The 5,149-nt window shown below is 74.3% G+C and carries 3 protein-coding genes; all 3 read right to left on the bottom strand.

Annotation, left to right across the window (positions count from 1 at the left end; genetic code table 11):
• Nucleotides 1-983: S8 family serine peptidase (locus ABZ371_RS28730; RefSeq protein ID WP_358684944.1), on the bottom strand; the 983-nt coding region annotated here is incomplete at its 3' end.
• A complete protein-coding gene (locus ABZ371_RS28725; RefSeq protein WP_358684942.1) occupies nt 980-4,300 on the bottom strand; it encodes a right-handed parallel beta-helix repeat-containing protein in 3,321 nt (1,106 codons plus the stop codon). The genes ABZ371_RS28730 and ABZ371_RS28725, both read right to left, overlap by 4 nt.
• 147 nt (nt 4,301-4,447) lie before the next feature.
• The coding region (locus tag ABZ371_RS28720) for a ricin-type beta-trefoil lectin domain protein (protein ID WP_358684939.1) at nt 4,448-5,149 on the bottom strand (702 nt) is incomplete at its 5' end.

Genomic DNA, 5,149 nt, shown 5'->3' with positions numbered 1-5,149 from the left:
GGGTAGGCGGTGGCGGTCAGGCGGCGGACGACGTCGTCGGGTGCCGCTTCCGGGTGGGCCGCGCGGACGGCCGCGGCGGCGCCGGCGGCGTAGGCGGTGGCCACCGGGGCGCCGCCGCCGAGGTGGTGACCCTTACCCCGGGGGCCGCTGGAGACGACCCCGGCGCCCGGGGCGGCGAGGTCGATGCGGCCGGTGGGCAGGGCGCCGTCCGGGCGGGTGCCGCCGGGAAGCATGTCGGCGACCGAGAGCACTCCGGGTTCACCGGCCGGCCAGTAGGTGCGGGAGGGGATCTCGTCGGTGCCGCCACGGGACGGCGGGTCGGGCGTGGCCGCGGCGACCACCACCGCGCCCGCCTGCCGGGCCTCGGCGACCGCGCTGCTCAGGGCCGGGTCCTGGCGCGGCAGGGCCACCGCGACCGCGATCACGTCCGCCCCCGCCTCTGTCGCCTTCTGCAGCGCCCCCACCACCAGGGCGGCGCTCGGCCGCCCGCGCCGGTCGGTGCCGCGCAGGGCGAGGATCTCCGCGTCGGGGGCGACGCCCGCCAGGCGCGGGCTGTCCCCGCCCGTCCCGGCGATCAGCCCGGCAAGGAAGGTGCCGTGCCCGACACAGTCGTCACCGGCGCCACCCTCTGCGGTGACCCGGCCTTCCAGCCCGGCGGCGTCGGGATCGACCCCGGTGTCGATCAGCGCCACGGTCACACCCGCTCCGGTGCTGTGCCGGTGCAGCCGGTCCAGGTCGAGGCGCTGGCGCGACCAGTCCTGCTTCTCCGCGGTGGCGCGGGAGGCCGGGGTGCAGGCCGCCTCGTCGGCGTCCGGGTCGAGTGCGGAGGGCATCCCGGGCAGTTCCTGGCCCTTCTTGCCGTCGGCCGCGGGGGTACCCGAGGGCGATGCCGCCTGTGCGGGCACGGCCGTCGGCAGCAGCAGGGCGGCGGCCAGGCCGGCGCCGGACAGCAGACGGGCGGCCGCGAGAGCGGGCGGCCTCACCGGGGTGCCGTCCCGGCGGCGACCGTGACGTCGGCGGGGAGGAGGATCCGCAGGTCGTCCAGGGTGGGCGCGGCGACCGAACTGAGCCTGCCCGCCTGGCGGGTGACCATCGCCTCGACCACCTGGCGGGCCAGGCGGGCGTTCCCGAAGGAGCGGTCCCTGGGTATCGCGTCGAAGTACTCCTTCAGCAGGGGGCCGGTGCCCGGTCCGCACTCGTAGCCCATGCTCGTGGCCTGGGCGCGCACGATGGTGACGAGCTCCTCGGAGGAGTAGTCGGCGAAGGCGATCCGGCGCGGGAAGCGTGAGGAGAGGCCGGGGTTGGAGGCGAGGAAGCGCTCCATCTCGTCGGTGTACCCGGCGACGATGACCACCACCTCGTCCCGGTGGTCCTCCATCAGCTTCAGCAGCGTGTCCACGGCTTCCTGCCCGAAGTCCGCGCCACCGCCGCGCGGGGTGAGGGTGTACGCCTCGTCGATGAACAGCACTCCCCCGCGAGCCCGTTCGAAGACCTCGCGGGTGAGCTGGGCGGTGTGGCCGATGTACCGGCCGACGAGGTCGGCGCGGGCCGCTTCGACCAGCTGGCCCCGGTCGAGGACACCGAGCTGGGTCAGCACCTCCCCGTAGAGGCGGGCGACGGTGGTCTTGCCGGTACCGGGTGGGCCGGTGAAGACCAGGTGGCTGCTGAGCGTGGGTACGGGCAGCCCGGCGGCGGCCCGGTGGCGCGCGGTGGTGATGAGGTTGACCAGGTCGGCGACCTCGCGCTTCACGTCGGCGAGTCCGATCATGTCGCCGAGGCGGGTCAGCGGGTCGTCGTCCGGTACGGCGGTGCCGCCCGCCGCCGCGGCTGCCGTGGCCGCCGCCGTGGCGGAGACGTCCTCGGGCAGCAGCAGGCGCAGATCGCGCTCGCCGACCTGGGACTGCGTGGAGAGCCGGACCGCCTGCCGGTCCACCATCTCCTCGAACACCCCGCGCGCGGCACGGCCGTTGCCGAATCCGGCGTCCCGCGGCATGGCTGCGAAGTGCGCGGCCAGGGCCGCCGCGGTGCCCTCACCGAGCTCGTACTGGTGCTGGGCGCACATGCTCTCCATGATCGCGACCAGGTCGGGCACTGAGTAGTTCTCGAACTCGACGGTCCGCGAGAAGCGGGAGGCCAGGCCGGGGTTGGAGCCGAGGAACGACTCCATCTCACGGGAGTAGCCGGCCGCGACCACGACGACCTCGTCGCGGTGGTCCTCCATCAGCTTCAGCAGCGTGTCCACGGCCTCGCGGCCGAAGTCGGCGCCGCCGTTCCCGCTGTCCGCGGTGAGCGTGTACGCCTCGTCGATGAACAGCACGCCGCCGAGGGCCCGCTGGAAGGTCTCGGTGGTCTTGATGGCGGTGCCGCCGACCACCTGTGCGACCAGGTCGGCGCGGGAGACCTCGACCAGGTGCCCGCTGCGCAGGGAGCCGAGCTCGGCCAGGATGGCCCCGTACAGCCGCGCGACGGTGGTCTTGCCGGTGCCGGGCGGGCCGGCGAACACCAGGTGCCTGCTCATCGGCGGCGCGGGCATGCCGAGTTGCCGGCGGCGCTGGGCGAGCTGGGTCAGATTGACCAGGGTGCCCACCTGCTGCTTGACGTTCTCCAGCCCGATCAGCGCGTTGAGGGCGCCGAGCGGACCGTCCGCACGGTCCGGCTGCGGACCGTCCGCGGCACCCGAGCCCGCCGGGTCGGTGTTCTCGGCGCTGCCGGTGCCCCAGGCGTCCCGCTTGCCGTTGCCGGTGCTGCTGAGGTTCTCCACGGCGAGCCGGTCGCCGGGGGCGGTCTGCACCAGGCCGCCGCCCTCGTTCTCCCGGGCGAGGCAGTTGACGAGCGACACCGGCGCGGTGGACTCGACCCGGAAGCCGTCCTGGGCCCCGCCGGTCGCCTCGCAGCCGCTGAGGGAGGCGAGCGCGCCCTCGCGAAGCAGGAAGGCGTGTCCCTGCGGGGCGTGCACCGCGGTGCGGTTGGCGGTCAGTTCGCCGCCCGCCGCTACCACCACTCCCTCCTCGCCCGCTGTCTCCACACGGAAGTCGCGCACGGTGACGTTGCCGCCGTCCTCCACGACCAGGCCGCTGGTGGCCGTGTCGGACACCCCGCCGCCGGCCAGGTAGAGGGTGCTTCCGGAGGCCACCCGGACACCCGCGCCCTTCGGCCGGACGATGTCGCAGTCCTCGGCACGGCCCCGGGCCTCCATGGTGGCCAGGATGCCGTCGCCGGAGGGCTCCACCAGCCGGGCACGGCGCAGCAGCGGGTTCGCCCCGCCGCGCACGGCGACCGCGGGTGAACCGCCGATCACTTCGAGGCGGTCGAGTTCGGGGGCCGCGTCCTCCTCGAGGAGCAGTCCGGCGCCCTCGCAGTCGCGGACCGTCAGGCCCGTCAGCGCCGGGGAGGCCGCCCCGGCGACCCTGAGCGCGGCGCCCTGCGCGGCGTCCACCCAGCAGTCCTCGAAGGTGCCCCGGGACCGGTCGGTGACGAGCACACCGTGGCCACGGACGCGCGACACGCGACAGCGGCGCAGCACGGGGTCGGTGCCGCCGGCCAGCGCGATGCCGTTTCCGGAGGCGCCGGTGACCCGGACGTCGTCCAGTGTCGTGCGACCGGTGCTGCTCAGGTGCACGCCGGTGCTGGTGTCGTGCACCACGGTGCGGACCACCGAGACGGCGCAGTTCTGTTCGAGCGCGATGGAGGGCTTGTCGGTGGAGGAGATGTCGCAGTCCTCGACGACGCCGCGGCTCTCGCCGTTGGCCAGCAGGCCGTTGCCCCGGGCGTCGCGTACCGTGCAGTCGCGGATGCGCGCCTCGCCCTGCTCGGCGAGGACCAGGCCGCTGGTGCCCAGGTGCTCGAGGGTGCAGGACTCCACGGTGGTGGGTGTCGTGGACGTGACCACGATGCCCGCGCCCTGCGGATTGCTCACCCGGCAGTCGCGGAGGGCGAGGGACCCGGTGCCGCCGGCCAGCATCGCCGTCCAGGCGGCGCCGACGATCTCGCAACCGTCGAACGCGGCCTGCCCGCGCCGCACGTCCACGGCCGGCAGTTCGGCGTCACCGCCCCTCAGGGTCAGCTCGGAGAGCATCACGGCGTCGGCGCGCAGTGCGACCACGCTGCCCGAACGCGGCCGTATCTCCACCGTGCCCCGCCCTTCGGCGGCGGTGAGGGTGACCCTGGTCTGGATCACCAGGTTCTCCGCGTAGGTCCCGGGCCGGACGCTGATGAGCGCTCCGGTGCGGGCGGCGGCGAGTGCCTCACCGATCGTCCGATAGCGGTCCTGTGGACCGACCGACAGTACCTGGCGCGACACGCACCAACCTCCTTGCCACGGCGGTGACTCCGGTGAACGCCCCCGCTCGCCGGGGACGGGTGTCGGCTGACCGACGGTGTTCATCATGCCCGTTCCCGGGCGTGCGGGTCCCCGGTGGGCGGTACCCGCGGTGTCCAGTCGTCGCGGTCAGGTGCTCCACTTCTGGCTGTCGGTGCCGTTGCAGGTCCACAGCTGCAGCGGTGCCCCGTTGCTCCGGTTGCCGTCCTTGACGTCGACACACATGCCGACGACAGTGTTGACGAGGTCGTGGGCCCCGTTCAGGGTGAACTTCTGGGCGGCGTTGCCGTTGCACCACACGATCTGGATGGGCGTGCCGTCACGGAAGTTCGCACCGGCCACGTCGAGGCACTTGTCGCTGATGCGGACCGTGCCGTCCGCGGCGAACCGCCACTTCTGGGCCACGCTGTTGTCGCAGTCCCACACGTGGAGTGACGTACCGTCACTGAAGTTGTGAGCCGGTACGTCGATGCAGCGGCCCGAGAGATGACTGCGCAGGGAGACCCCGGCGCCGGCCGGGACGGCCGCGCCCTTCTTCGCCGGCTGCGCGGCGGCACCGCCGCTCTTCTTCTCCTCGGCCTGCTTCTTCGGCTCCGCGGGCTTCTTCGCCGCCGCCTCGCCGCCGGCGGCCTTCTTCGGCGCGCTCCCGGTCTTCTGCGGGGCGGGAGCGGGTGCCTGCCGCACCACCTTCGCGGGTGCGTCCTTCGCGGCGGCGGTCTTCTCACCGGTGCCCGGGGACGCCTCGCCGGGCGGCCGCACCGCGAACTCGCCCGGTGCCTCCTGCGTACTGCCGTCGAGCACGGTCCCCGCCGCCGCCACGGACGGCTGCTC

Source organism: Streptomyces sp. NPDC005899, assembly GCF_040629645.1.
Classification (GTDB): domain Bacteria; phylum Actinomycetota; class Actinomycetes; order Streptomycetales; family Streptomycetaceae; genus Streptomyces.
This window is presented reverse-complemented; position numbering and strand designations above follow the sequence as displayed.